Origin of the sequence: Bacillus sp. V3-13, from assembly GCF_002860165.1 — a bacterium.
In the GTDB taxonomy this organism is placed as follows: Bacteria; Bacillota; Bacilli; order Bacillales; family Cytobacillaceae; genus Bacillus_BJ.
This window is the reverse complement of the sequence record NZ_PGUZ01000068.1, coordinates 1-24,816: the sequence shown is the minus strand read 5'-3', so window position 1 is coordinate 24,816 and position 24,816 is coordinate 1. Positions and strand designations below refer to the sequence as shown.

Genomic DNA, 24,816 nt, shown 5'->3' with positions numbered 1-24,816 from the left:
GAACTGCGAGTTGTACCGATCGAGCCGCAGCTTGGCTCAGGCATCCTGAGATCGGGACAGTCCCATTGCTATCAATGAGCATAGAAAAAACTTAATAATTTCTATCGTCGCGGGGTGGAGCAGTCCGGTAGCTCGTCGGGCTCATAACCCGAAGGTCGCAGGTTCAAATCCTGCCCCCGCAATCTGGTCCCGTGGTGTAGCGGTTAACATGCCTGCCTGTCACGCAGGAGATCGCCGGTTCGATCCCGGTCGGGACCGCCATTTTTTTATAAAACTTTTAATTTGGCTCAGTAGCTCAGTCGGTAGAGCAAAGGACTGAAAATCCTTGTGTCGGCGGTTCGATTCCGTCCTGAGCCACCATTTCTTTCAACCTCATATTAATACAAAGCCGGTGTAGCTCAATTGGTAGAGCAACTGACTTGTAATCAGTAGGTTGGGGGTTCAAGTCCTCTTGCCGGCACCATTTTTGGTTGGTTTTTCAGATTGACCTGAATCAGGTTCGGTGATATAATTAATCTTCTTGATGGAGGGGTAGCGAAGTGGCTAAACGCGGCGGACTGTAAATCCGCTCCCTCAGGGTTCGGCGGTTCGAATCCGTCCCCCTCCACCATTTGAAATACAGGGGTATAGTTTAAAGGTAGAACAGAGGTCTCCAAAACCTCCGGTGTGGGTTCGATTCCTACTACCCCTGCCAAACAACGATAATGGCGATTGTGGCGAAGTGGTTAACGCATCGGATTGTGGTTCCGACATTCGTGGGTTCGATTCCCATCAGTCGCCCCATGTGTTAAATTAGTATGAGTTATCTATCCAATAGGATTGGATGGAATAATATATTATTTTTCAAAATACTTGCCTAATATTTATGGCGATTGTGGCGAAGTGGTTAACGCATCGGATTGTGGTTCCGACATTCGTGGGTTCGATTCCCATCAGTCGCCCCATATATACAACTTTAATTAATGGGCTATAGCCAAGCGGTAAGGCAACGGACTTTGACTCCGTCATGCGTTGGTTCGAATCCAGCTAGCCCAGCCATTTGCGGAAGTAGTTCAGTGGTAGAATACAACCTTGCCAAGGTTGGGGTCGCGGGTTCGAATCCCGTCTTCCGCTCCATTAGTTTTTGGCGGCATAGCCAAGTGGTAAGGCAGAGGTCTGCAAAACCTTTACCACCGGTTCGAATCCGGTTGCCGCCTCCATTTACTTAGAAAATGGACAGGCAGGATTACGATTTGCCGGGGTGGCGGAACTGGCAGACGCACAGGACTTAAAATCCTGCGGTAGGTGACTACCGTACCGGTTCGATTCCGGTCCTCGGCATCACCCCCAAAAAAATTTTAATACGCCGGTGTGGCGGAATTGGCAGACGCGCACGACTCAAAATCGTGTTCCTTCTGGAGTGTCGGTTCGACCCCGACCACCGGTACCATTTTTATTTAACAGGGAAACCTGTTTTTATTTTTAAAAATGATTACACTTCTCCTTTGTGCGGGTGTAGTTTACTGGTAAAACCTCAGCCTTCCAAGCTGATGTAGTGGGTTCGATTCCCATCACCCGCTCCATACATACCCTATCGCAACGCAGTGTTTCGTCTCTAAAAGAACGAAGCATTGCGTTTTTTCCTGTGTACTAATGGAAGATAGGGTGTAGTACGGTTAAATTAAAAAGGATGCTGTTCAGCATCCTATTACCGCATATTTTGCAGTTCCTCCATGTAATTGAAGAAACATATTCATTGCGGCTTCTGTCAGCTTCTCCTGGTTTGCCTGATCAAGGGAAGGACGCAGGTAAATGATTTGGACAGCACTTGTAGTCTCAAGGCTAACCGCTGTTCGGGCTGAATCGACAAACGGACTGCCGAAGGGACCGTTTTGATCGGCAGAGATGATGAGATTTTCAACAGAATTGCTTCTGCCATTTAAGCCGAAATATTCTTCACCTTTACCGCCACGCCGGATTGAAATATCTCCTGATAAAAAATCTCGATCATAAATTCCGATCGGTACCTGGTACTCGAGTGAGCAAAAGTTATTCACATCAATAGCGCTATTGACAGAGTTTAAATAGTTCTGCTTTTTGATTCGCCGGTAAAGTGCTTCTGCAGAGGGGCGATAACGGTTTGGATCGGTTCCGGTTTTCTTAAAGATCTGCCTCCATTCCTTAATGCCTTCAAGGTCCGTTACATTTTTGTTTTCCAAATCGAAAAATATCGATTCTTGAAATAGCTGTAGTCTCCCTTTTAGCATTTGCGGGGAATCTCCCACTGTAATGCCATGATAATCAATAACACCAATTTTAAAGCCGGGGATAATCGTTGTTATGTCAGGTGATATGACTATTTCCATGCTTTTCACCTCCACATTTCCTTGCAAATAGTTTATCATATAAACCGTTAATCTTTATAAAAAAGGATTCATGCCTGCTATATAGCAAACATATGAAAGAAAGGAGGGCCACAAAGATGAATAGTGTCCAGCTAAAGCAGGATATAATCGCGTACAGTAAAACAATCGGTATTGATAAAATTGGTTTCACATCAACAAATACCTTCAGTGAGATGAAAAGCCGGCTTTTGCGCCAGCAGAAGCTTAACTACCAATCAGGCTTTGAAGAGCCGGATATAGAAAAGCGAACAGAACCGTCGATATTGCTTGATAAAGCGGAGTCGATTATTTCTATTGCTCTAGCTTACCCTTCAAAAATGAAAGAGCCAGTTTTGAGCAAAAAAGGTGCGCGACGGGGAATTTTTTGCCGGGCTTCATGGGGGACCGATTACCATGTAATTTTGCGTGACCGCCTGAAAAAACTTGAAGAATACATTCTATCAAAAGTGCCTGATGCAAAACTTAAATCAATGGTTGATACAGGGGAATTAGTCGATAGAGCGGTTGCCCAAAGAGCCGGAATCGGCTGGAGCGGGAAAAACTGTTCAATCATTACGCCGGAATTTGGCTCATACGTCTATCTGGGCGAAATGATCACGAATATTCCGTTTGAACCGGATACCCCAATGGAGGATCAATGCGGAAGCTGCAATAAGTGTGTCGAAGTATGTCCGACGGGTGCACTGGTGCAAGGCGGGCAGTTAAATGCGCAAAGGTGTATCGCATTTCTAACGCAAACAAAAGGCTTTCTGCCCGATGAATTTCGTGATAAGCTAGGGAATCGGCTGTATGGCTGCGATACTTGCCAAACGGTTTGTCCGGTCAACAAAGGAAAGGATTTTCATTTCCATTCTGAAATGGAACCTGACCCTGAAATAGCAAAGCCGTTATTAAAACCGTTGCTCCGGATGGGAAATCGTGAATTTAAAGAGAAATACGGAAAAATATCCGGTTCATGGAGGGGCAAAAAACCGATCCAGAGAAACGCGTTAATCGCCCTTGCTCATTATAAAGATGAAACGGCAATTCCCGATATCATTGAAGTTCTTGAGAGCGATCCAAGGCCAGTTATTAGAGGGACGGCGGCATGGTCGTTAGGAAAAATTGGCGGGGATGAAGCCAGAGAGGCACTTCAACGCGCTGTTCAAAAAGAAAAAGACGAAGAAGTGATTAAAGAAATTGAAAAAGGATTAGAATTTTTTGTTCACTAGCAGGAATGGGCTCCCATTCCTGTTTTTTTTGGTTTGATTGGGCTGTTTCTTCATATGTATGTATATGAGAGGAGTGTTTCCAATGCGCGAACAGCTGCAGACTCTTTTAGGGAGACGGGTTAATCAATATATATCACAAACGCGAAGCGATAAAGATTTGTGCGAGAAAATAGAAATTAAAAAAGATTGCTTGTCGAAAAGATCGGCCGAAATCGTGAAGGCAGCAGCAAAGGGGAAAATCACTGAAAAGCAAGAGGAAGATGATCATACAATCCTTTTGTATGAAGTACATTTTCAATTTTTAATTCGCCAAAAGGGAATGCTTTATATGGAAGAGGAAATTGAAAAAAGAGAGGCGGGGTTTTATAAAGGAGTCTTAATTGAAGATAAAGAGATCTCTTTATACGCTCATGAAAACCGTGCAAAAGTCCTTCCGGGCAACCCGGTTCGGGAAATGCACAGGACGATGAACGACTTCCATTATGACCGCTTGAAAGCGGTGCAATATGCGGAAAGATGGTGGAATGATTACAATCCATCCTTTAAAAAGTTTGAAGTGGATTGTACCAACTATATTTCCCAGTGTCTGCATGCCGGAGGGGCTCCGATGAGAGGTTACCCAAACAGGAGCAATGGCTGGTGGATGAGAAATAATAATTGGAGTTATAGCTGGGCCGTTGCCAATTCACTGCGCTGGTATTTGCCGGCATCGAAAACAGGCTTGCGCGGAAAAGAAGTCGAGAGCGCTGATAAACTTTTGCTCGGAGACGTAATTTGCTACGATTTTCAGGGCGATGGCCGTTTTGATCATAATACAATCGTCACCGGTAAAGATGCATTTGGAATGCCCCTTGTCAATGCCCATACACATAACAGCAGAATGCGTTACTGGGCATATGAGGATTCAACTGCGTATACCCCGAATATTAAATACAAGTTCATCACAATAGTTGATGATCAGTGAACATCTTGTCTGAGCAACGAAGAGTGGTATAATAGCTTTTAGAGTTTATTGATGGGGTGAAAAACAGTGGGTTTGCATGTCGTACTATACCAGCCGGAAATCCCGGCCAACACAGGCAATATAGCGAGAACCTGTGCAGCAACAGATACAACCTTACACTTAATAAGGCCACTTGGCTTTTCAACGGATGATAAAATGCTGCGCCGGGCAGGTTTGGATTATTGGGAGTTTGTAAAGGTTGTTTATTATGATTCATTGGATGAATTTTATGAAAAAAATACAGGCGGTGAATTTTTTTATCTAACAAAGTTTGGGACGAAGCCGCATTCGTCTTTTGACTACAGCCAAGCTGACAAGGAGTACTATTTTATTTTCGGAAAAGAAACAACCGGGCTTCCTAAAAACATCATCGAGGCTAATAAAGAAAGAAGCTTGCGCATTCCAATGAACGAAAATGTCCGTTCATTAAATTTGTCCAATACGGCTGCGATTTTAATTTATGAAGCATTAAGGCAGCAGGAGTATCTGCATTTAAGATAATGGCAGGGACCCTGAGCCCGGGTCCTTTTTAGATTATACATACAAAGGATGGACAAGCCTATGAATCCAACAATTGAGACGATCTTAAACCACCGTTCAATCAGGAGTTTTGAAGATACACCTTTATCTGACGAGCAGATTGACACGATTATCGCTTGTGCGCAGGCTGCTGCTACTTCAAGCTTTATCCAGGCATATTCGATCATCGGCATCACCGACCGTGACAAAAAATTGAAGCTGGCAGAGCTTGCCGGAAATCAAAGCTACGTGGCAGAGAACGGCCACTTCTTTGTGTTTTGTGCTGATTTATACCGCCATCAATTGATCGGCGAAATGGAAGGGAAAGATGTGATTCCCGCTATTGAGAGCACGGAAAAATTTATGGTTGCTTTAATCGATGCGTCTTTAGCGGCACAAAATGCCGCGATTGCAGCTGAGTCGATGGGGTTGGGCATTTGTTATATCGGGGGAATCAGGAACAATCTTGAAGAGGTTTCAAAACTGTTAAAAACTCCGGCGCGCGTTATTCCATTATTCGGGCTTGCAATAGGAGTTCCGGGGCAGGAGCCTGGCCTGAAACCGAGACTGCCGCGCCAGCATGTGTACCATCTTAATGAATACCAGCAAGATAATAACCGCTATCTTGATGATCTCCGCCAGTATAACGAGACGATTTCTGCCTATTATGAACAGAGAACCGGCGGGCAAAGAAGTGACACCTGGACAGGACAAATAGCAGGAATGCTTGAGAAGAAATCGCGAATGTACATGAAGGAATATGTCCAAAAATCAAAACTTGATTTGCGCTAATAGAAAAAGCTGCTGAGCATTCAGCAGCTTTTTACACGTTTGGACCTGAATTATTTCTTATTAATCCCCGGCTTATCATTGTAACCAGCTGTGAAAATAGCAGCAAGGAATGCCGCAACTACACCTAAAATTATAATTGTACCCATTTATGTAAGCCTCCTTCATAACTTAATCCTTGTTGACGAATCCAGATAACTTTATTATATCGCAAGTGTTTACCTGTGTGAATGAAAAGCGCGGATAAAATTTTTTCGGAAAAAGGACAAAGATATCTCCGGCGCGTTTGAGCATGTTCACTCGTCCAAGCGCATAAGGTATATTAATCGTCTCTGAATATGTGACAGGGGGAGGTCCATATGGATATTTTAAAAAAGATCGAGAAGTTTCGTGAAGAGGAAGAGAAATTGAAATGGGAAGGAACATTTGGGGAATATCTGCAATTGGTTAAAGAGAAGCCGCTGGTTGCCCAGTCTGCCCATTCACGGGTTTATAATATGATAAGAGATGCCGGGATCGAAGAGGTCAAGGGGAAAAAACGTTATAAGTTCTTCTGCAATCAGCTATTCGGGCTGGAAGAAGCTTTAGAAAGACTTGTTGAAGAATATTTCCATCCAGCAGCTAAACGGCTTGATGTCAGAAAGAGAATTCTGCTGTTAATGGGTCCTGTCAGCGGCGGGAAATCGACACTCGTGACGATGCTAAAGCGCGGTTTAGAAGCTTACTCACATACAGACAGAGGCTCTGTTTTTGCAATCAAGGGCTGCCCGATGCACGAAGACCCGCTCCATTTAATACCTCATCATCTCCGCAATGATTTTTTCGAAGAGTACGGGATTAGAATTGAAGGAAACCTATCACCTTTAAATATGATGCGGCTTGAAAAAGAATATGGCGGAAGAATCGAGGATGTATTGGTAGAGAGAATTTTCTTTTCAGAGGATAAGCGGGTTGGGATTGGAACATTCAGCCCTTCCGATCCGAAGTCGCAGGACATTGCTGACTTGACCGGCAGTATTGATTTTTCGACAATTGCCGAATACGGCTCGGAATCAGACCCTCGTGCTTATCGCTTTGACGGCGAGCTGAACAAGGCGAACCGGGGCATGATGGAATTCCAGGAAATGCTCAAATGCGATGAAAAATTTCTCTGGCATTTGCTTTCGCTTACACAGGAAGGCAATTTTAAAGCGGGCAGGTTCGCGTTAATTTCGGCGGATGAGCTAATAGTTGCGCACACGAACGAAACCGAATACCGCTCGTTTATTTCCAATAAAAAGAACGAAGCACTCCATTCGCGGATTATTGTGATGCCGATTCCCTATAATTTGAAGGTGACAGAGGAAGAAAAAATTTATGAAAAAATGATTCGTGAAAGTGATGTCGCGGATGTTCACATTGCTCCGCATACTTTAAAGGTTGCAGCGATGTTTACGATATTGACCCGCTTAAAGGAACCGAAAAAGGGCGATATTGATTTAGTGAAAAAGATGCGCCTTTACGATGGAGAAAATGTCGAAGGGTATAATACGGCCGATGTCGAGGAGTTGAAAAAGGAGTACCAGGATGAGGGGATGAGCGGGATTGATCCCCGCTATGTGATTAACCGGATTTCATCGACGATTATCCGCAAAGAGGTACCATCGATCAATGCGCTTGATGTGCTCCGGTCATTAAAAGAAGGGCTTGATCAGCATCCGTCGATTACGGCTGAGTTGCGCGAACGTTATTTAAATTATATTTCCCTTGCGCGCAAAGAATATGATGAGATTGCCAAGAAGGAAGTTCAAAAAGCGTTTGTATACTCTTATGAGGAATCGGCGAAGACGTTAATGGATAACTATCTCGATAACGTCGAAGCTTATTGCAATAAATCAAAATTAAGAGATCCATTAACCGGGGAAGAGATCAATCCGGATGAAAAATTAATGCGTTCAATCGAAGAGCAAATTGGCATTTCTGAAAATGCCAAGAAAGCATTCAGGGAGGAAATTTTGATTCGGATTTCCGCATATGCGAGAAAAGGAAAACGATTCGATTACAACTCCCACGACCGCCTGCGTGAGGCGATTCAGAAAAAGCTTTTCGCAGATTTAAAGGACGTTGTCAAGATTACGACCTCTACGAAAACGCCGGATGAGCAGCAGCTTAAGAAGGTAAATGAAGTCGTGGCGCGCCTGATTGACGAGTATGGCTATAATTCTTCTTCTGCAAATGAACTGTTGAGGTACGTGGGCAGCCTTTTAAATCGGTAAATCAGGGGCCTGAATGGTCCAATATGTTTTCATCAGGTTTATTTTTCGGCTAATTGGGTAAATTTCTATCAGAGGTGATCCAAATGGATAAGAATGAAATGGATAAAAATAATGCACCTATGAATGGCTCAATGGCCCCAAATATGGAAGAAATGATAAACCTCGGCAAACAGATGGAGAATCTCCGGACGAACCAGGAATTGAAGCAGGACGATAAGATGCCGGATCCGATTCAATACGATACGAATAAATAGATTTGTGAAATAAGAGATTGTAACCCTGTTCTAATCCATTGACAGGGTTTTTTGCTTTATGAACAAGCAATCTGTTTAGAGGACATCTTTGATAAAAATAGGCGGTAAATGGGCGAAACAAGGTTGTCCATTTTCGTTGGGCAATAGCCCATTGTCAAAATTATTTGTAAATTATTTGGCCTTTCTGCATAGGATAGAGTAATCAACGTTTCTATTTGTAAAGAGACACTCTATTGTATGATTTATCGTGTAATATGTGCTTGGGTTAGGAAAAAAATTATAGGAGGGGTTGAAAATGACTGGTTCAAATAACCATCAGTTTGTGATTTCAAAAGAAGATTGGTCCCTCCACCGCAAAGGCCACGATGATCAGCAGCGGCATCAGGAAAAGGTGCAGGATGCAATTCGGAATAACCTGCCTGACCTGATTACAGAAGAAAGCATCATTATGTCTAACGGTCGTGAAGTAGTCAAAATTCCTATCCGTTCCCTCGATGAATATAAAATCCGTTATAACTATGATAAGAATAAGCATGTAGGCCAGGGGGCCGGCGACAGCCAGATTGGTGATGTAGTGGCCAGAGATGGATCAGAGGGCCAGAAGGGACCAGGCAAAGGACAGGGGGCAGGAGACCAGCCGGGCGAGGATTATTTTGAAGCGGAAGTAACGATGATGGAGCTTGAAGAAGCGTTATTCAAGCAGTTGGAGCTCCCGAACTTAAAAAGAAAAGAGCAAGACGAGCACTTGGTTGAGAACATTGAATTTAATGACATTCGCAAAACTGGATTGATGGGAAACATCGATAAAAAGCGGACGATGTTGACGGCGTTCAAACGCAATGCAATGAAAGGCAAGCCCGCTTTTCATCCGATCTATAAGGAAGATTTAAAGTTTAAAACCTGGAATGAAGTGATTAAGCCGGAATCAAAAGCGGTCGTGCTCGCAATGATGGACACGAGTGGCTCGATGGGGATTTGGGAAAAGTATATGGCACGGAGTTTTTTCTTCTGGATGACCCGATTTTTAAGAACAAAATATGAAACCGTCGATATTGAATTTATCGCCCATCATACTGAAGCAAAAGTCGTCTCTGAAGAAGACTTTTTTTCAAAAGGAGAAAGCGGCGGCACGATCTGTTCATCCGCCTACCGGAAAGCATTGGAGATTGTCGAAGCCAAATACAACCCGCGCCGCTTTAATATTTATCCATTCCATTTTTCCGACGGTGATAACTTAACCTCGGATAACGCCAGATGCGTAAAGCTTGTTGAAGAACTAATGAATGTCTCCAATATGTTTGGTTATGGAGAAGTCAATCAGTACAACCGCCACTCAACCCTCATGTCCGCGTATAAAAACATCAAAAATGAAAAATACCGCTATTATATCCTCAAGCAAAAGGCCGATGTGTTCCATGCGATGAAGAGTTTTTTCAAAAATGACGAGAGCAAGATGTATGCATGAAAAGAAGAGGGGGAGAACCCTCTTTTTTTTGGAATAATAAAAAGCTGACGATTCTCCTTTTAGAAGAGGATCGTTAGCTTCGTTAAACAGGTTATTTTTTTAATTTAGCCCATGTTTCATCAAGAGCTTTCATTGTTTCTTCTTTCGTTTTTTTCCCGGCAACATAAGCTTGGAGGCTTGCACCAAATTCCTGGCCTGCACCGTCCGGATATTTCATGAACTGCCATGCGTAGGTTTTGCCTTCTTTGGAATATTTGAGAAGGTCGGCACCTAAAGGCCCAATATCTTCTGCATTTGCCTCGATTGTTTTGAAGGCTGGAATATATTTAAACTCTTTAACCAGCGCCGTTTTGCCTTCTTCAGATGTAACCATCCAATTCAAGAAATCTTTAGCGGCTTTTTTGTCTGCTACGGGTGCTCCGTTATGGATGACCCAGTTGCTTGGTACGTCGACCATTAACTTGTCTGCCTGGGCTGGATCATCGCTAAGCGGAATTGGAATAAAACCAACTTCCATGTCAGGGGTGATTTTATCAATCATTGGCTGGATCCAGTTGCCTTGTTGGATCATCGCAGTCTCGCCGCTCGCAAACAGTGTAACCTGAGTATTGTAATCTGTTGTTAAAGGGTTTTCATTGCCATATTCGATCGTTAAATCGACAAGCTTAAAATACTGGTCAAAATGTTCATTTCCTACAAATGTAGCGGTACCATCATTTAATCCCTGGATGAATTTGTCCGGATCATCCTGGTAGGCTAGCGGGACATTTAAACCGTGGTTTGCTAATACCCACCATTCAGCATACCCTACAGAGAATGGAGTAATCCCGGCATCTTTCAGTTTTTTCGCTGCTTTTTCCAATTCGGAAAATGTTTTCGGAAGTTCAGTAATACCAGCTTCTTCAAATAGTTTTTTGTTATAGGCGAAACCATAGCCTTCCATGTTGATCGGCATACCGTAAACCTTTCCATCGATGGTCATGCCGTCCAGGGTACCTTCAAAAGCGTTCTTAATCCATGGCTGATCAGATAAATCTTCAAATTTATCTTTCCATACTTGCGCCTGTTGGTCACCGTCATTAACAAAGATATCCGGCGCTTTGTTGGAAGCAAACCTGGCTTTTAGAGCTGCAGCTCCATCAGCGCCGCCGCCTACAACTTACTCTGGTTATTCACTAACTGCACCTCCCTTAATTTCATTTTAGTGGATTAGAAAAATTATGAAATGGCTTACATTGACCAGTAGGGTGGAAAATATTGAACAGTCTTCCTTTCAAATAAATGCCCTATGAAATTTTGCAATTTCAGTGAAAAGGCAACTAGATTTAAGGTTCCTGCTGGTTTATCATATTTTTCTTCCGAGCTGGTTCTTAATAACTACGCTGTTGCCGAAACTAATTTACCGGCCAAATTTATTCTAAGACCTTATGAAACAAGGGTATATTTATTAAAATAAAAAGGTGTGGCTTTCACACCTTTTTATGCACTTATCTGCTAATCCTCCAGTACATACTCCATTTTTAAACCACGGTATGAGGATAAAGTGTATTGGACTTGATAGATAAACCTTTCTGTATTCGTACTATGGATCAGGGGGTGATAATTGAGATCCCATCCATAAAGGAAGGAATCTTCTTTATTGGGTTCCGTTATTAGCTCATCTAATTGCTGCTGTGACGTCACCTCAAAAATTGCGATTCCTCCTAAAGGCTTACTGGCAAAATGTTCGTGATAAATGATTTTTCCTAATCGTTGATTTTTAATCCAGCTGTTCAATGCGTAATTTGCTTCTTTTGCGTTGAGATGATTTGCGGCAATACCGTACACTAAATAACATTTTTTGCTTTTAAACTTCATATTTATCACACTCCTCTAGAGCTATTATGCAATGAGGAATGGTATAATTGTTGTGCATGTAATGCTCATTTGAGAAGCAATTTTTGATACATGGAGGGGAGTTAAGGATGGGTTTCTTGCTTAAACTGTCAAATATTAAGTTTTTGCAGATTAGCGGGGAAAATTGGCATGACATTCCCCATTCGCATGACGATGTTTATCAAATTTCTATTCCGATGAGCGGGAAGCTTATTGCTAATTTAAACAACACGGAGTACATATTGAACAATGGACAATCAATCATCGCTAATCCTTTATCCATTCACGGGCATCAATTTTCCAATCAAAAGAGCTCAATGTTTATCATCGGACTAAAGCGGGATCACTTCAATGAGTGGGTATGCGACAATTACTCCGTTAACGATGAAGTGGAATTTAATGAACAGCAAACTATTTTCCCAAATGAATTAAGACGAAAATTAGGTCAATGGGTTCATAATCTTTTACAGCACCAAAGTAACCATTTGTTGGAAATGGAAGTCGAAGAAAATGCCTTTGATTATTTCTCAAGTAGATTAAAGGGCAGCCATAATACCAAAGTTAACAATTTAAACTCCTCAGATATGTACTTAAACCAGGTTTTAGAATACATCCACTCTCATTATAATGAGAATATCAGCATAGAAACGCTTGCAGGCTTGGCTCACCAAAGCAAATTTCATTTCATTCGTTCTTTTAAAAAGCAAACCAGCTATACCCCGTATCAATATGTATTGTCTTTGCGGATACAAAAAGGAAAAGAAATGCTGCGAAAGTCTAAAAAAACAATTACAGAGATAAGCTATGATTTAGGGTTTAGCAGTCCCAGCCAGTTCTATCGCTGCTTTTTCACTGCAGTTGGCTGCACTCCAAAGCAATTTAGAGAGTAGCAAAAACACAATTCAAAATTCCATAAAAGGAACCATGTTTCTATTTCGCCTGCTTTTCGAAATAAACAAAAATATTAGTGACTAATTTTGAAATGACCCCTATGGTTAGATAACCAAGGAACAGGTGAAAATAGTTTGCTCCCCTATTTAATTCAATGAGGTCCAATGATGCTAATAAAGGTTTAAAGACAAAGGCTAATATTGCGGAAAGGATGAAAATATACAGGTAATAATTTTTCTTATGGTTCAGCGTCCACTGATACATTAGCATGTAAACCACAGGGATAAAAGAAACATCAAGAGCAAAGCTTGTCGGAAGCAGAGGAAAAACTTTATGCGGGTAGACCCAAAAGGCTCTTTCACCGCCAATAGCATCAATATAGGTGAACCATACATGTGCGTTAAAACCATAGAATCCAAGAAGCAGCGCCTTTCTTTTATCGATAAGAAAATAAAGCACAATTAAGGGGATGATGAGAAAAGCGAGATTTACCCAGAATTCCCAAGTCCCAAAATCGGAATATGTATTCCAGTACTCAATCCATTTATTTGATAGTTTGAGCCGAGTATTTTTGAGATCTTCAATAAAAGACTTTTGGTTAGCAGTCATGTTGTTCTCCTTCCTTTTCAATCTGGTTTATCATTCCAAAAGTCTATTTATTTTATGTATTTTTAGGCATATATGCGGCGTTAAATTTGTTTACGGTGCCGTGAAACGAAAGGGTTGTCTGTTTCCCAAAATCTCCATGGATATTCTCTTGCCTCACCTGCATTATCAATGCCTATTCTTTTTCCTTGCGAAATACCGGAAGGCTTGAAACCGCTGCAAATATATAAAGGCGGTTCGCAAATGGAGCGTCCGTAATCTTCCATTGAAATACCCATCGCTTTTGTCAGCTTGCCCGGCCCATTTGTGAGGTTTTTTAAATCGGTGATGCCCCGTCTGTTTTTCATTAATTCAATGCCGCTAAAAGGTTCGATAGCTCGAATCAGTACGGCTTCAGGCTTATCTTTTGGCCCGCTGACAATGTTGACCAGACAATGGGTATGCATGACATATGTATAAATATGTCCAGGCTCTCCATACATAATTTCGGTTCTTGCGGTTCTGCGGTTGTTATAACTGTGGGCAGCCTGGTCTTCCGGCCCGCTGTATGCTTCGGTCTCAACAATAAAACCGGAAGTAATTCCTTCCTCTGTCTCCTTTACAAGCAGGCAGCCCAGCAATGACTTTGCGAGACTAAGGGTCGGCTGTTCAAAAAAATCCTTTGTTAGAGGTGCGGCTGTCAAGCTGGCGTTGTTAGTTAATTCCCCTTTAAGAATCTTTTTCATGTTAAAACCTCCTTGCAGCATTAAAAGCTGCATCCAACTATACCCGATAAACAGTGACATGTACCATGCTTTTTGATACATTTTTATTATGCAACGAAATATTATGGGGAGTGGAGCAATGAATAAACGAATGTATTTAAGCTTGCCTGGATACTTACATAATGCAGAAAAACCATTATAATATGATTTATAAAAGAATGTAATATTGCTTGCCTTTACATATGGAAACGAGGCATGATGCCCGTTAAGGAGAATTATGAATATGTGGAAAAAATGGGTATTTGCTTCAGTCATTATTATCGGTATTTTTTTTCTGATTCCATACAGTCTTCCGATTATCTTTGCCTTATTGACCGCTTTTTTATTGGAGGGTTCTGTTAGCTGGCTGGTGAAAAACTGGAGATTTTCCCGGCTCCAAGCGGTGATGGCTGTCTTCACTGGTTATGTACTGGCGATGTCAGTGCTGGGTTATTATTTAATTTTACTGATTGTCCAGCAAACGATCACCCTTTCTGAAAAGACGCCGACTTTTGTAAAAGATCTGTATACAACAGCTATCCGCCCCCTGATCAGAAGATGGGAATTTTATTCGAAGGATTTGCCGGTGGATGTGATGAAGTCAATAGAAGTGACGATTGAAAACAGCATTACTTCGATTGACGTTTTTTTGCAGGGGCTTTTGCAAAAAATCATCAATCTGGTGACGTCTATTCCCGGCTTTCTGATTGAATTCTTAATCTATTTAATTGCCCTGTTTTTAATCAGCCTTGAGCTTCCCCGTTTAAAAGCAAGTCTGGAGGCACACTTAAAGGAGCAAACAAAGCGGAAGGTTTATTTAGTAGCGAACCAGTTAAATAAGGCAGGAATCGGCTTTTTAAAAGCACAGGTTATTTTAAGCATGCTGACGTTTATAATGGCATTCATAGGCTTATCGATTTTGGGAGCTCCGTATACAGCATTGCTCTCACTGCTGATCGTGTTTGTTGATATTTTGCCGATTCTTGGAACAGGGTCGGTTCTTGTCCCCTGGGCAGTGTTCGCAATTATGCAAAATAATACTTTCCTTGGAATCGGCTTGATCATTTTATTTATTGTCATTACGGTTGTCAGGAGAATCATTGAACCCAAGGTTTATTCGACAAGCCTCGGTATCTCTCCTCTCGCGGCACTTGTCAGTTTATATATCGGCTTCAAACTGATCGGCCTGTTAGGGATTATTTTGGGCCCTGCGATCGTAATCGTCTATGATACATTGAAAAAAGCGAATATTATTAAAGTGAACTTTAAAATATGATCAATGCCAAGTACGTTGTTCAGCGTGAGGCAAACAGAGGCATCCCGGAAAAATTCTGGGGTGTTTCTATTTTTATTGATCATTTTCGTAAATCTTGAATTCCGCTCTAAATCTCAAGTTCCGCTCGTAAATCTTGAATTCCGCTCGTAAATCTCAAGTTCCGCTCGTAAATCTCAAGTTCCGCTCGTAAATCTCAAATTCCGCTCGTAAATCTCAAATTCCGCTCGTAAATCTCGAGTTCCGCTCGTAAATCTCAAATTCCGCTCGTAAATCTCAAGTTCCGCTCGTAAATCTCAAATTCCGCTCGTAAATCTCGAGTTCCGCTCGTAAATCTCAAATTCCGCTCGTAAATCTCAAATTCCGCTCGTAAATCTCGAGTTCCGCTCGTAAATCCCAAATTCCGCTCGTAAATCTCGAGTTTTAGCTGTGTAAATATTAATTCATTGTCATGGGGAAATAAAATCACAAATAATAAATAAATATAGGTAATGAACCTATGTATCTTCTCGATAACAAAGGAGGTGAACATTTTATAGTAATTCCGACTTGACTGATTGGAATAAATCGTTTTATATTTAACCAGTATTAAAATTTTATAGGGAGGTAGTCTCGATGAATACTGCATTCGTAGTAATCAATGTTGCTATTATGCTTATCATTATTCTCGGCTTATACTATATGCAGAAAAAACATGTTTCCTTTTCAAAACGGGTTTTTGCCGCATTAGGTATAGGAATTATTTTTGGCTTTGCATTGCAGTTTATTTATGGGCCGGCGTCTGAAGTTGTCACTGAAACAGCAGACTGGTTCAATTTAGTTGGAAACGGTTATGTGAAGTTTCTGCAAATGATTGTAATGCCGCTTGTGTTTATTTCTATTTTGGCTGCATTCACAAAGCTTAAGCTCACAAGCAATATCGGCAAAATCAGTATATTGATTCTCGGCATTCTCGTCGGAACGACAGCTGTTGCTGCAACGGTTGGTATTGTCACTGCGCTTGGCTTTGACTTGGAAGCCGTCCAAATTGAACAGGGAGATGCAGAAACAGCCCGGGCTGAGCAACTTGAGCAAACTTACGGGGAAATAGCTGACAAAACGTTGCCACAGCAAATACTCGAATTATTGCCTGGAAACCCGTTTTTGGATTTCACGGGTGCACGACCAACATCGACGATCTCTGTTGTGATTTTTGCAGCCTTCCTTGGTATTGCATACCTGGGTGTCAGGCGCAAAACCCCGGAGCATGCTGAATTGTTTGCAAAGATTGTTGATTCGGTTTATGCAGTCATCATGCGTGTCGTCACATTAATACTGCGCTTAACACCATACGGCGTTCTTGCGATTATGACTAGAACCGTAGCTACAAGTGACGTCGATGCGATTATCAATCTCGGAAAATTCGTTGGTGCGTCGTATGTTGCATTAATTGTGATGTTCATTATCCACCTGCTCCTGCTGACCATTGCAGGACTCAATCCGATCACGTATGTGAAAAAAGCTTTCCCGGTTTTAACGTTCGCATTTACGTCCCGGACAAGTGCGGGTGCCTTGCCGCTTAATATTAAAACGCAAAAATCATTGGGAGTTCCAGAAGGCATTGCGAACTTCTCCGGATCATTTGGCTTAACAATTGGCCAGAACGGATGTGCCGGAATTTACCCGGCAATGCTGGCCATCATGATTGCGCCAACAGTAGGAATCAATCCGCTTAGCCCGTCGTTTATTATTTCGGTTATCGCGATTGTGGCTATTAGCTCTTTCGGCGTTGCAGGTGTTGGGGGAGGAGCGACTTTTGCTGCACTCCTTGTCCTTTCAGCATTGAACTTGCCAATCGGTTTAGCGGGTCTTTTGATCTCCGTTGAGCCACTTATTGATATGGGCCGAACAGCTGTCAATGTTAGCGGTGCCATGACTTCCGGTGTGCTGACGAGCCGGATTACAGGAGAAATTGACACGAATACGTACAATGATATAAATGAAAGAATTGAAGCTGAAGCTTAACATCTTCTTGGCAGGTGCTTGGCACCTGCTGTTTCTTTTTTTGCATGCAAAAAGGGTTTCCATATCGCTTCAAAGAAAATTCAAGATAATAATAGAAAAGCTAACATTTGCTCTCTTTGATATTTTTCGTTAAAGTGCGATTGAAGGAAAAAAACAGAAAAGGTGATTGCAATGGAGGCAGTTTAACTGGCAGAAGATCTTTCTTTTTCAAGAATTGTCCACGGTGTAATGAGACTGGCAGATTCGACGGACCGGAAATTTCCGGTCCTTTAATATTAAGGATGGATCGTCTTTTTTGTCCAGCTCCAGCGCCTAGCCCCTCGAGTCGCTTCGGTCCTGCCAATGAAGTCAAAGAACGACTTCACTGTCAGGCCCTCCAGCGCTTGTCGGGGCTGATCAAGGCGCTTGCGCTTTTCTTAATCACCGTTAAGGATGTCATGATTCCAACAAAAATAATCGTAATAAACGAATAGAGAAATTTTTCTGCGCCGACAATCGGCAAACCGCATGTGATGACAATTCCGTCAATCAAGAAAATCAATACCCCAACGTTTAATGAACTTGCCCGTGATAATAGTTGTGCAAGCAAATCAGTGCCGCCTGTGCTTGTCTCATGGCGAAGCATCAGGCCGATCCCGCTTCCAACCAAAACGCCGCCGATGATCGAGCTCGGTAGAATGCCAACAGAAAATGAGGTGTTGAGAGCCGATAAAATATCAATAAAGAAGGATGAGATGACGAGTCCGTGCAGACTGTGGTAAAAATAGCTCCGTTCATAAATCCAGGCCAGGATATATAATGGAATACTTAACATAATCATGCTCATGCCGGTTGGCCATCCGTAAAAATAATGGACGATCAGGCCAATCCCAATAATCCCGCCATCAAGCAAATGGTGTGGAACAAGAAAACCATTGATCCCCAAACTCAATAAAAAGCTTCCGAGCAAAACAGCCAATATTTTTTCCCGCAAATGCCATCACCCTAACTTGTCCTTCTTATAATAAATATGAAGTGTCACTGGATTTAGAAGTGATGAAATGAAAAAGCTTGCCCCGCTTAAGGAGCAAGCTTATTGATCAATGCGGCAAAAACGCAAGTTGATAAAAGAACAGCAGTGCGAAAATATAGACAAGTGGATGAACCTCACGCCATTTACCTTTTACAACCTTTAAGAGCGGATAAGAGATAAAGCCAAGGGCAATCCCGGTCGCAATGCTCGAGGTAAGCGGCATGCTGAGGATGATTAAAAAAGCAGGGAATGCTTCATCAATTTCTCCCCAATTAATCTGTGAAATGCTTCCGATCATCAAGCTTCCAACGATGATGAGAGCGGGTGCAGTAATGGCGGAAAGTCCGGAAACCGCGCTTACTAACGGGCCGAAGAAAGCAGCCGCAATAAACAAACCGGCAACTGTTAAGGATGTTAAACCTGTTCTTCCTCCGGCAGCAACTCCGGATGAAGATTCAATATATGCTGATGTCGGACTTGTTCCAAAGATCGCCCCAACCGTTGTCGCAATCGAGTCAGACAGGAGCGCTTCGCGGGCGCGCGGCATCGTGTTTCCCTTCATGAGGCCGGCCTGCTGGGCAACGCCGATCATCGTCCCGGTTGTATCAAAGATCGTGACAAGCAAAAATGAAAAGACAACAGCATACAGGCTGTGCTGGATGACCTCGCCGATCGCTTCGAATGGATTGAGAATGATTAATCCTTCCGGCAGTGAAGGCAGCGAGACAAAGCCCTGCTCAAAGGAAAGCTGCCCGGTAAAAAAGGCGATCAGACCTGTGGCAATCATTCCAAAGAACAATGCGCCATTCACTTGCAAGGCCATTAACACCAATGTGATCGCAAGTCCTGTCAAAGCCAACAGCGCAGAAGGAGAATGGAGATCACCAAGGCCGACAAGATTCGTTGGATGATCGGTAATGATTCCGGTTAATCTTAAGCCGATAAACGCAATAAACAGCCCGATCCCGGCGGTGATGCCGTGCTTTAAGTTTTCGGGAATCGCTTCAATCAGCTTTTTACGAAAAGGTGTCAGTGATAGAATAATAAAGATAATACCTGCTAAAAATACGGCTGCAAAAGCGGTGCGGTAATCGATATTTCCGTGTGTGCCTACTACTGAGTAGGCAAAATAGGCGTTCAAGCCCATGCCAGGCGCAATCGCGATCGGATAGTTCGCAAATAATGCCATCCAGACTGTACCAATTACCGTAGCGATAATGGTTGCCGTGAAAACCTGATCAAATGGTACTCCAGCATCAGCTAAAATCACCGGGTTAACAATCACAATATAAACCATCGTTAAGAACGTAGTGATCCCGGCCACGATTTCAGTTCTGGGATTGGTGTTATGCTCTTTAAGTTTAAACATCATTAGACCTCCGGAAAATACGAACAATTTTAAAACTCAAGTAATATATTATTCGTTTTTATAACGGAATTCAAGACTCTTTTTAGTTTTTGCCAAAATAGCGGATCGTAAACATGCCAAACTTTGCCGAAAAAAGGTTGATTTCAGCCGCAAAGAGCCTATAATCGAATGTAAAATGATCTTAACTGGGGGATGTATATGTTCCACATACTTCAATCGTTATCAACAGAACAGCAAGCACAGGTGTTAACCCGCAGGCTCATTCAGCTATCAAGCTATAACGGCACAATCGGGGAAACGGAAAAAGCGGACTTTTTAATGGAAATCATCCGCTCCTTCCCTTATTTTAAAGAGAACGAATCGAATGTATGGGAGCAGCCAATTCCAAACGATCCATTGGGACGAAAAAATATTTTTGCATTGGTGCGTGGCGAATCAGAGTCTTCGAAAACGGTGATTTACCATGCACATGTTGATACAGTAGGAATTGAGGATTTTGGAGCCCTGCAGGATATCGCTCACGAGCCTGACGTTCTCGAAGAATTTTTCAAAAGCTATACGGCTGATGAAGAAGTACAGGCGGATGCCGTTTCCGGCAATTGGATGTTTGGCCGTGGTGCCCTGGATATGCAAAGCGGAATTGCCGTCCATCTTGTCAATCTGCTCCATTTTTCGGAAAATCGCTCTGAGCTGCCCGGCAACCTGCTTGTCCTGTTCAATGCTGATGAAGAAAGCCAGCATGTCGGGATTCGCAGCGCGTTAACCGAGTTCACCAGGTTAACAGCAGAGCACAACCTTGATTTTATCGCAGCCATTAACAATGATTTCATATCGCCGCTTCATGAGGGCGATGAGACGCGCTACATATACACAGGAGCAGCAGGGAAATTATTGCCATGCTTCTCCATTTACGGCAGGGAAGCACATGTAGGCGATAGTTTATCGGCTATTGATCCGACTCTGATTGCTGCTGAATTAAATCTGGCGATCCATTCAAATCTTGATCTGACCGAGTATTTTCAAAATGAATTGACGCTGCCGCCGAGCTGCTTGTATTTAAAGGACGATAAACAAATTTACGATGTCCAAACCGCTGTCAGCTGCGGCATTTATTTCAATCATTTTATTTATGAAAAATCACCAAAGGAAATCATCGCCCAGCTTGTGGATGTGGCGAGAGACAGGTGTCAAACCCTTGAAAAAAGATTAGCGCAAACCTATGCAGAATATCGGCAGCGAAACGCGCTTCCCGAGCGCGAAATCTCCTGGGATATTGAAGTGATTACTTTTGAGAAGTATGTCGAAAGGCTCGAGGGAATGCATTTGCACCCGTTAAAAGCGGTCGAAGCTGCACTGGAGCAATTTTCCGGAACAGATTTAGATGACCGGATGCTTGCTTTTAAAATCGTGGAAGCCCTCCATCAATTGGATCCGGAAAAAAAGCCGCGCGTCATCCTGTTTTTTGCGCCGCCGTTCCTTCCGGCAAACCGCTTGCCGGTTGAAAGCAATAAAGGACAGTCCTTATTGGCAAAAATTGAAGCGGTCCTTGATGAAGTCCAGCAAGAAACGAATGAATCTTTTGAACTAAGAAAATATTTTCCTTATTTAGCAGACGGCAGCTTTCTTTCCTTTAACGGGACGGATGAGGATATCAGCTCGGTTGAAAACAATTTTCCGGCGATGAACAAGCTCTTCCCCTTGCCGCTTGCAGATATGAAGGCTTTAAACATTCCTTCCATAAATTTAGGGGTATACGGAAAAAGCGGCCACAAATGGACTGAGCGAGTTTATAAGCCGTATACGTTTAAAATTTTGCCGCACTTGATTAGAAAGATGACAAAAAAGCTGCTTGAATAGAAGGTATGTAACAAATTTTATAGATAAGGGAACTCGCCTGAAATTTGGCAGAGGGAAAGGTGAAAGGATGATTAAAGCAATCATTTTTGATTTTGATGGAACGATCATTGATACGGAATCATTGTGGTACCGGGTTTTTAAAGAAGTGCTTGAAGAAGATTACGGAGTTGGGCTGCCGCTTGAGCAGTTTGCCAAAGTGATTGGCACGACGGACGAGCTTCTATATGAGTATATAAACAGCCAAATGGCAAAACCGATAGCACGTGAGGAACTAACGGAGAAGGTCAGCAAAAAGTTTACCAGCTACGAAGATGTTCTTTTATTGCGGGAAGGTGTTCATGAGGTAATGGACGAGGCGAAGGATCTCGGCTTAAAGATTGCGATTGCCTCAAGTTCACACCGCGAATGGATAGATGGATTTTTGGACAAATTCCAGCTTAACGGTTATTTTGAAACGATAAAAACGAAGGAAGATGTTACGACTGTTAAGCCGGACCCTGCTTTGTATTTGGAGGCGATCAAGGAATTAGGTGTTAAAGCAGAGGAAGCCCTGGCGATAGAGGATTCTGTAAACGGGTCTTTAGCAGCAGTGAAAGCGGGCCTGCATTGTGTAGTTATACCAAATGATGTTACAAGCTTTATGGCCTTTCATGAGCAGACTATTCGTTACGATGCCTTTTCAATGTTTAAGATTCATGAATTTTTAAAACAATTGAGCTGAAGGGGCTGTCCTAAAAGTGGTATTTCAGCCGAAGCCTTACAAAAAGTAAAACCCAAGAATGCTGTTAAATCAACATTCTTGGGTTTTTAATTTGAGTGCATTTTACTCTAATATGGACTTTTTAGACAGCCCCTTTGGATTCTAACATTTTCATGTTTAACCGGCTCCGTTCACGGGCAAACCTTAAATGACGGAAAAACAGTTGGGCCAGCCATAGAAGGGAGATAAAGCAATTGCAAAAATTTCAATTAACCTATTATTTCGAAGGAAATTTATCTGTTTCGAGGATGATCGAAGCAGAGGATCAAGCAGAAGCGATCCAGCAATTAAAGGATAACATAGGCTTAATCGAATTTACCGACTCTGATAATATCTATCATTTTTTTGATACAAATGATGTTAAATTATTTTCGGTCAAAACTATTTAAGAAATGTAAAGCCGGCACGGCATACCAGCTTTGAACGCTTTTTTGTTTTAGCATGAATCAATAACGTTTTGGACAAATGATCAGCGGGAAATAAAAAAACAACTACGGCCCAGGCCGTTTACGATAAAACCTGAGCAGCTGTTGCATTCAGCTGCTCTTTTTTAGGCAAATTATGCTAAAGTAGGAGGTGGACAGAACACTAACCTAAAAAGAGGGGGATTTTTTCATGTTAACGAGTTTGCATGACACAGTTACCTTGAACAATGGCGTGGAAATGCCGATATTTGGACTTGGTGTTTACAAAGTGGAGGAAGGAAACCAAACTTATGATACGGTGAAAACAGCTCTTGAATTAGGCTACAGGCTGATCGATACCGCAGCTTTTTATGAAAATGAAGCGGGTGTGGGCCGGGCCATAAAAGACAGCGGTATTCCAAGAGAGGACGTTTTTGTCACGACAAAGGTTTGGAACGATCAACAGGGCTATGATTCAACGCTGAAAGCTTTTGAAAACAGCCTTGAAAAACTTGGACTGGATTATGTGGACCTTTACTTGATCCACTGGCCAGTTAAGGGAAAATATTTAGACACATGGCGGGCGTTGGAAAAAATTTATCGGGAGGGAAAAGCAAAGGCAATTGGAGTCAGCAACTTTAATATCCATCACTTAAAAGACATCCTTGAGCACGGTTCAGAAGTCCCTGCTGTCAACCAGGTCGAGCTGCATCCTTTCTTATCCCAGCAAGAGCTTCGCGCTTTTTGCGAGGAGCAAAACATAAAAGTTGAGGCATGGTCACCAATTGCAAGAGGAAGAGTACTGGAAGAGCCAGCATTAAAACAAGTGGCCGAAAAACATGGCAAATCGCCTGCCCAGGTCATTCTCCGCTGGCATTTACAAAACGGGGTGATCGTCATCCCTAAATCAGTGAACCCGGCGCGCTTACAGGAAAATGCGGCTATTTTTGACTTTGAGCTGAGCAATGAAGACATGGAAAAGATAAACTCTCTAAACAAAAATGAACGATTTGGCGCCGACCCGGATCATTTTGATTTTTAGATCATACATAAAACCGATCATCGGGAAATTTTTTCCGAAGCGATCGGTTTTTTATTTTTGGGAAATGTGCAGTTTTTAGAAAGTGAATACAGGGAATTGAATAGGGAAAGTGTTTTATATCAAAAAAGAAATGAAAGAAAGGATTGATTTTTTATGACGAACATCAACCTGGCAATCATTTATTACAGCTCAACAGGTACGAACTACAAGTTGGCCATGATGGCTGAAGAAGGGGCAAAAGAAGCGGGGGCCGAGGTGCGCGTGTTGCGGGTGGAGGAGCTGGCGCCTGAAGCTGCGATTGACCGCAATCCTGCCTGGAGGCAGCATTACGACGAAACAAAAAATGTTCCGGTTGTTTCATTGGACGATTTAGTATGGGCGGATACGCTTATTTTTAGTGTGCCGACCCGCTTCGGCAATCTCCCGGCACAAATGAAGCAGTTCCTGGATACGACTGGAGGCATTTGGTCGCAAGGGAAGCTAGCCAATAAAGTGGTGAGCGCCATGTCGTCTGCAAGCAACGCGCACGGAGGCCAGGAGCAAACGATTACCCATCTTTATACGACGATGATGCATTGGGGAGCGATTATTGCAGCGCCGGGATATACGAGCGATGTCCTTTATGCTGCCGGCGGAAATCCTTACGGTGTCTCGGTTACGGTTGATCAAGAGGGTAATATGAAGGAAGATGTTGAAGCAGCTGTCAAATACCAGGCCCAGCGCACAGTCCAAATTGCGCGGTGGGTAAAGGAAGGGTTAAGCCGATAATTGATTTTCAATGAAGACAGCCGGACTGAAAAATAGTATGCAGTCCGGTTTTTTGGGGTTAAATTGTGGCAACAAAAAGGATATAAATTCCTTAAATAGATGAAAATCTCTTAGTAACTGAACCAAATTGACTAATGAAACCAGCTTTTTGTTCTTCATTACCTGGATATCAGGACTTTTCCCCAGTTCACAAGCCTCATTTTGTCCTTCAGCACCCGGGTGAAGGACTATTCCCCAGTTCACAAGCCTCATTTTGTCCTTCAGCACCTGGATGAAGGACTATTCGCCAGTTCACAAGCCTCATTTTGTCCTTCAGCACCCGGATGAAGGAC

21 protein-coding genes, 14 tRNA genes and 1 pseudogene are annotated in these 24,816 nt (G+C 42.6%); 29 read left to right on the top strand and 7 right to left on the bottom strand.

What is annotated here, in order from left to right; genetic code table 11:
- Positions 1-108: 108 nt before the first annotated feature.
- The 14 genes from CU633_RS19670 to CU633_RS19605 all read left to right on the top strand — a co-directional run bounded on the left by CU633_RS19670 (position 109) and on the right by CU633_RS19605 (position 1,562).
- Positions 109-182: transfer RNA gene (locus tag CU633_RS19670), tRNA-Met, on the top strand.
- Between the two features lie 3 nt (positions 183-185).
- A tRNA-Asp gene (locus tag CU633_RS19665) sits at positions 186-261 on the top strand.
- A 23-nt stretch (positions 262-284) separates the two neighbouring features.
- A tRNA-Phe gene (locus tag CU633_RS19660) sits at positions 285-360 on the top strand.
- A gap of 27 nt (positions 361-387) precedes the next feature.
- Positions 388-463: transfer RNA gene (locus CU633_RS19655), tRNA-Thr, on the top strand.
- A gap of 62 nt (positions 464-525) precedes the next feature.
- Positions 526-610: transfer RNA gene (locus CU633_RS19650), tRNA-Tyr, on the top strand.
- Between the two features lie 10 nt (positions 611-620).
- Positions 621-694 (top strand) — tRNA-Trp (locus CU633_RS19645).
- Positions 695-707: 13 nt separating this feature from the next.
- Positions 708-783 (top strand) — tRNA-His (locus CU633_RS19640).
- An 85-nt stretch (positions 784-868) separates the two neighbouring features.
- Positions 869-944: transfer RNA gene (locus CU633_RS19635), tRNA-His, on the top strand.
- A gap of 19 nt (positions 945-963) precedes the next feature.
- Positions 964-1,038: transfer RNA gene (locus tag CU633_RS19630), tRNA-Gln, on the top strand.
- A 3-nt stretch (positions 1,039-1,041) separates the two neighbouring features.
- A tRNA-Gly gene (locus CU633_RS19625) sits at positions 1,042-1,116 on the top strand.
- A gap of 9 nt (positions 1,117-1,125) precedes the next feature.
- Positions 1,126-1,199, top strand: a tRNA-Cys gene (locus CU633_RS19620).
- Positions 1,200-1,234: 35 nt separating this feature from the next.
- A tRNA-Leu gene (locus tag CU633_RS19615) sits at positions 1,235-1,320 on the top strand.
- Positions 1,321-1,344: 24 nt separating this feature from the next.
- A tRNA-Leu gene (locus CU633_RS19610) sits at positions 1,345-1,429 on the top strand.
- Between the two features lie 59 nt (positions 1,430-1,488).
- Positions 1,489-1,562: transfer RNA gene (locus tag CU633_RS19605), tRNA-Gly, on the top strand.
- Positions 1,563-1,676: 114 nt separating this feature from the next.
- On the opposite strand, the gene CU633_RS19600 is transcribed toward CU633_RS19605, so the two are convergent.
- Positions 1,677-2,345 (bottom strand): B3/B4 domain-containing protein, encoded by a 669-nt coding sequence (locus CU633_RS19600; protein WP_101662257.1) that lies wholly within the window; start codon positions 2,343-2,345, stop codon positions 1,677-1,679.
- A 116-nt stretch (positions 2,346-2,461) separates the two neighbouring features.
- On the opposite strand from CU633_RS19600, the gene queG reads away from it, so the two are divergent.
- From queG to yhbH, 7 genes are all read left to right on the top strand, one after another.
- Positions 2,462-3,595, top strand: a complete 1,134-nt coding sequence (gene queG / locus CU633_RS19595; protein WP_101662256.1) for a tRNA epoxyqueuosine(34) reductase QueG — start codon at positions 2,462-2,464, stop codon at positions 3,593-3,595.
- 82 nt (positions 3,596-3,677) lie between these two features.
- Entirely contained in the window at positions 3,678-4,559 is an 882-nt protein-coding gene (locus tag CU633_RS19590; RefSeq protein ID WP_101662255.1) for an amidase domain-containing protein, read from the top strand.
- Positions 4,560-4,625: 66 nt separating this feature from the next.
- The gene (gene trmL, locus CU633_RS19585) at positions 4,626-5,099 is read left to right on the top strand and encodes a tRNA (uridine(34)/cytosine(34)/5-carboxymethylaminomethyluridine(34)-2'-O)-methyltransferase TrmL (protein ID WP_101662254.1); all 474 of its coding nucleotides are present in this window, start codon (positions 4,626-4,628) and stop codon (positions 5,097-5,099) included.
- 60 nt (positions 5,100-5,159) lie between these two features.
- Positions 5,160-5,909 carry an oxygen-insensitive NADPH nitroreductase gene (nfsA, locus tag CU633_RS19580; protein ID WP_101662253.1) on the top strand — a complete coding sequence of 250 codons (750 nt, stop codon included), beginning with the start codon at positions 5,160-5,162 and terminating at the stop codon, positions 5,907-5,909.
- 356 nt (positions 5,910-6,265) lie between these two features.
- The gene (locus CU633_RS19575) at positions 6,266-8,161 is read left to right on the top strand and encodes a PrkA family serine protein kinase (RefSeq protein ID WP_101662252.1); all 1,896 of its coding nucleotides are present in this window, start codon (positions 6,266-6,268) and stop codon (positions 8,159-8,161) included.
- Between the two features lie 83 nt (positions 8,162-8,244).
- Positions 8,245-8,415, top strand: coding sequence for a hypothetical protein (locus CU633_RS22990; RefSeq protein ID WP_180955040.1), 171 nt, complete (start codon positions 8,245-8,247; stop codon positions 8,413-8,415).
- 295 nt (positions 8,416-8,710) lie between these two features.
- Complete coding sequence (yhbH, locus tag CU633_RS19570) at positions 8,711-9,880, top strand: sporulation protein YhbH (RefSeq protein WP_101662251.1); 1,170 nt, start codon at positions 8,711-8,713, stop codon at positions 9,878-9,880.
- 91 nt (positions 9,881-9,971) lie between these two features.
- Here the strand turns inward: yhbH and CU633_RS19565 are convergent.
- Both CU633_RS19565 and CU633_RS19560 read right to left on the bottom strand, forming a co-directional pair.
- Positions 9,972-11,036: pseudogene (locus CU633_RS19565) on the bottom strand (ABC transporter substrate-binding protein); the annotation flags it as partial.
- 338 nt (positions 11,037-11,374) lie between these two features.
- Complete coding sequence (locus CU633_RS19560; RefSeq protein WP_101662250.1) at positions 11,375-11,737, bottom strand: hypothetical protein; 363 nt, start codon at positions 11,735-11,737, stop codon at positions 11,375-11,377.
- A gap of 107 nt (positions 11,738-11,844) precedes the next feature.
- On the opposite strand from CU633_RS19560, the gene CU633_RS19555 reads away from it, so the two are divergent.
- The gene (locus CU633_RS19555; protein ID WP_101662249.1) at positions 11,845-12,645 is read left to right on the top strand and encodes an AraC family transcriptional regulator; all 801 of its coding nucleotides are present in this window, start codon (positions 11,845-11,847) and stop codon (positions 12,643-12,645) included.
- 40 nt (positions 12,646-12,685) lie between these two features.
- Here CU633_RS19555 and CU633_RS19550 read toward each other — a convergent pair whose 3' ends face one another.
- Both CU633_RS19550 and CU633_RS19545 read right to left on the bottom strand, forming a co-directional pair.
- Positions 12,686-13,255 (bottom strand): CBO0543 family protein, encoded by a 570-nt coding sequence (locus tag CU633_RS19550; protein ID WP_101662248.1) that lies wholly within the window; start codon positions 13,253-13,255, stop codon positions 12,686-12,688.
- Between the two features lie 80 nt (positions 13,256-13,335).
- Complete coding sequence (locus tag CU633_RS19545) at positions 13,336-13,977, bottom strand: DNA-3-methyladenine glycosylase (RefSeq protein ID WP_101662247.1); 642 nt, start codon at positions 13,975-13,977, stop codon at positions 13,336-13,338.
- Between the two features lie 262 nt (positions 13,978-14,239).
- Here CU633_RS19545 and ytvI point away from each other — a divergent pair, with 262 nt between their 5' ends.
- Positions 14,240-15,271, top strand: coding sequence for a sporulation integral membrane protein YtvI (gene ytvI / locus CU633_RS19540; protein ID WP_101662246.1), 1,032 nt, complete (start codon positions 14,240-14,242; stop codon positions 15,269-15,271).
- 612 nt (positions 15,272-15,883) lie between these two features.
- Positions 15,884-17,272: an L-cystine transporter gene (locus tag CU633_RS19535; RefSeq protein ID WP_101662245.1), complete on the top strand. Its 1,389-nt coding sequence runs from the start codon at positions 15,884-15,886 to the stop codon at positions 17,270-17,272.
- A gap of 367 nt (positions 17,273-17,639) precedes the next feature.
- On the opposite strand, the gene CU633_RS19530 is transcribed toward CU633_RS19535, so the two are convergent.
- A complete protein-coding gene (locus CU633_RS19530; RefSeq protein WP_101662244.1) occupies positions 17,640-18,245 on the bottom strand; it encodes a YitT family protein in 606 nt (201 codons plus the stop codon).
- Between the two features lie 106 nt (positions 18,246-18,351).
- Positions 18,352-19,653 carry an NCS2 family permease gene (locus tag CU633_RS19525; protein ID WP_101662243.1) on the bottom strand — a complete coding sequence of 434 codons (1,302 nt, stop codon included), beginning with the start codon at positions 19,651-19,653 and terminating at the stop codon, positions 18,352-18,354.
- 198 nt (positions 19,654-19,851) lie between these two features.
- Between CU633_RS19525 and CU633_RS19520 the strand changes: the two genes are divergently transcribed.
- From CU633_RS19520 to wrbA, 5 genes are all read left to right on the top strand, one after another.
- Positions 19,852-21,510 (top strand): M20/M25/M40 family metallo-hydrolase, encoded by a 1,659-nt coding sequence (locus CU633_RS19520; RefSeq protein WP_101662242.1) that lies wholly within the window; start codon positions 19,852-19,854, stop codon positions 21,508-21,510.
- Positions 21,511-21,577: 67 nt separating this feature from the next.
- A complete protein-coding gene (locus tag CU633_RS19515; RefSeq protein ID WP_101662241.1) occupies positions 21,578-22,231 on the top strand; it encodes an HAD family hydrolase in 654 nt (217 codons plus the stop codon).
- A gap of 233 nt (positions 22,232-22,464) precedes the next feature.
- On the top strand, positions 22,465-22,659 hold the full coding sequence (locus CU633_RS19510; protein ID WP_101662240.1) for a hypothetical protein: 195 nt from the start codon (positions 22,465-22,467) through the stop codon (positions 22,657-22,659).
- Between the two features lie 226 nt (positions 22,660-22,885).
- Complete coding sequence (locus CU633_RS19505; protein ID WP_101662239.1) at positions 22,886-23,716, top strand: aldo/keto reductase; 831 nt, start codon at positions 22,886-22,888, stop codon at positions 23,714-23,716.
- Between the two features lie 153 nt (positions 23,717-23,869).
- The gene (wrbA, locus tag CU633_RS19500; RefSeq protein ID WP_101662238.1) at positions 23,870-24,484 is read left to right on the top strand and encodes an NAD(P)H:quinone oxidoreductase; all 615 of its coding nucleotides are present in this window, start codon (positions 23,870-23,872) and stop codon (positions 24,482-24,484) included.
- Positions 24,485-24,816: the final 332 nt, after the last annotated feature.

Coding starts and splice junctions, on each gene's coding strand:
- CU633_RS19555 (WP_101662249.1), top strand. CDS start 11,845: ATGGGTTTCTTGCTTAAACTGTCAAATATTAAGTTTTTGCAGATTAGC.
- CU633_RS19525 (WP_101662243.1), bottom strand. CDS start 19,653: ATGTTTAAACTTAAAGAGCATAACACCAATCCCAGAACTGAAATCGTG.
- yhbH (WP_101662251.1), top strand. CDS start 8,711: ATGACTGGTTCAAATAACCATCAGTTTGTGATTTCAAAAGAAGATTGG.
- queG (WP_101662256.1), top strand. CDS start 2,462: ATGAATAGTGTCCAGCTAAAGCAGGATATAATCGCGTACAGTAAAACA.
- CU633_RS19575 (WP_101662252.1), top strand. CDS start 6,266: ATGGATATTTTAAAAAAGATCGAGAAGTTTCGTGAAGAGGAAGAGAAA.
- CU633_RS19550 (WP_101662248.1), bottom strand. CDS start 13,255: ATGACTGCTAACCAAAAGTCTTTTATTGAAGATCTCAAAAATACTCGG.
- CU633_RS22990 (WP_180955040.1), top strand. CDS start 8,245: ATGGATAAGAATGAAATGGATAAAAATAATGCACCTATGAATGGCTCA.
- ytvI (WP_101662246.1), top strand. CDS start 14,240: ATGTGGAAAAAATGGGTATTTGCTTCAGTCATTATTATCGGTATTTTT.
- wrbA (WP_101662238.1), top strand. CDS start 23,870: ATGACGAACATCAACCTGGCAATCATTTATTACAGCTCAACAGGTACG.
- CU633_RS19560 (WP_101662250.1), bottom strand. CDS start 11,737: ATGAAGTTTAAAAGCAAAAAATGTTATTTAGTGTACGGTATTGCCGCA.
- nfsA (WP_101662253.1), top strand. CDS start 5,160: ATGAATCCAACAATTGAGACGATCTTAAACCACCGTTCAATCAGGAGT.
- CU633_RS19535 (WP_101662245.1), top strand. CDS start 15,884: ATGAATACTGCATTCGTAGTAATCAATGTTGCTATTATGCTTATCATT.
- CU633_RS19515 (WP_101662241.1), top strand. CDS start 21,578: ATGATTAAAGCAATCATTTTTGATTTTGATGGAACGATCATTGATACG.
- CU633_RS19505 (WP_101662239.1), top strand. CDS start 22,886: ATGTTAACGAGTTTGCATGACACAGTTACCTTGAACAATGGCGTGGAA.
- CU633_RS19520 (WP_101662242.1), top strand. CDS start 19,852: ATGTTCCACATACTTCAATCGTTATCAACAGAACAGCAAGCACAGGTG.
- CU633_RS19545 (WP_101662247.1), bottom strand. CDS start 13,977: ATGAAAAAGATTCTTAAAGGGGAATTAACTAACAACGCCAGCTTGACA.
- CU633_RS19590 (WP_101662255.1), top strand. CDS start 3,678: ATGCGCGAACAGCTGCAGACTCTTTTAGGGAGACGGGTTAATCAATAT.
- CU633_RS19600 (WP_101662257.1), bottom strand. CDS start 2,345: ATGGAAATAGTCATATCACCTGACATAACAACGATTATCCCCGGCTTT.